This window comes from Chromohalobacter sp. HP20-39 (genome assembly GCF_033052815.1).
Lineage (GTDB): Bacteria > Pseudomonadota > Gammaproteobacteria > Pseudomonadales > Halomonadaceae > Chromohalobacter.
Map to the genome: position 1 here is coordinate 1 of NZ_JAWHTP010000475.1, position 301 is coordinate 301.

A 301-nucleotide genomic window follows, 5' to 3' on the forward strand; every position below is an offset into this window, starting at 1 on the left:
CGCGCCATTGGAAGCCTCAACCGCCGCGACGGTGACGGACGCACTGCCGAGCGGCCCAACACGTGAAGTCCCGCTCATCGAACTCGCCTACGCTCGTAGCGGTGACAAGGGCGACACCTCCAACATCGGCGTCATCGCACGCCGGCCGGAAGACCTGCCGCTGCTGCGCGCACAGCTGACTGAGGACGCCGTAGCCGCTTACCTTGCACACGTTGTGAAGGGTTCCGTGACACGCTACGACCTGCCGGGCATTCACGCCCTTAACTTTGTCTGCGAGCAGGCGCTGGGCGGCGGTGGCATG

The 301-nt window shown here is 65.8% G+C and carries 1 pseudogene; it reads left to right on the top strand.

Annotated features, from left to right (window positions below):
* Positions 1 to 301 (top strand): annotated as a pseudogene (locus RVY79_RS18860) (terpene utilization protein AtuA); the annotation flags it as partial.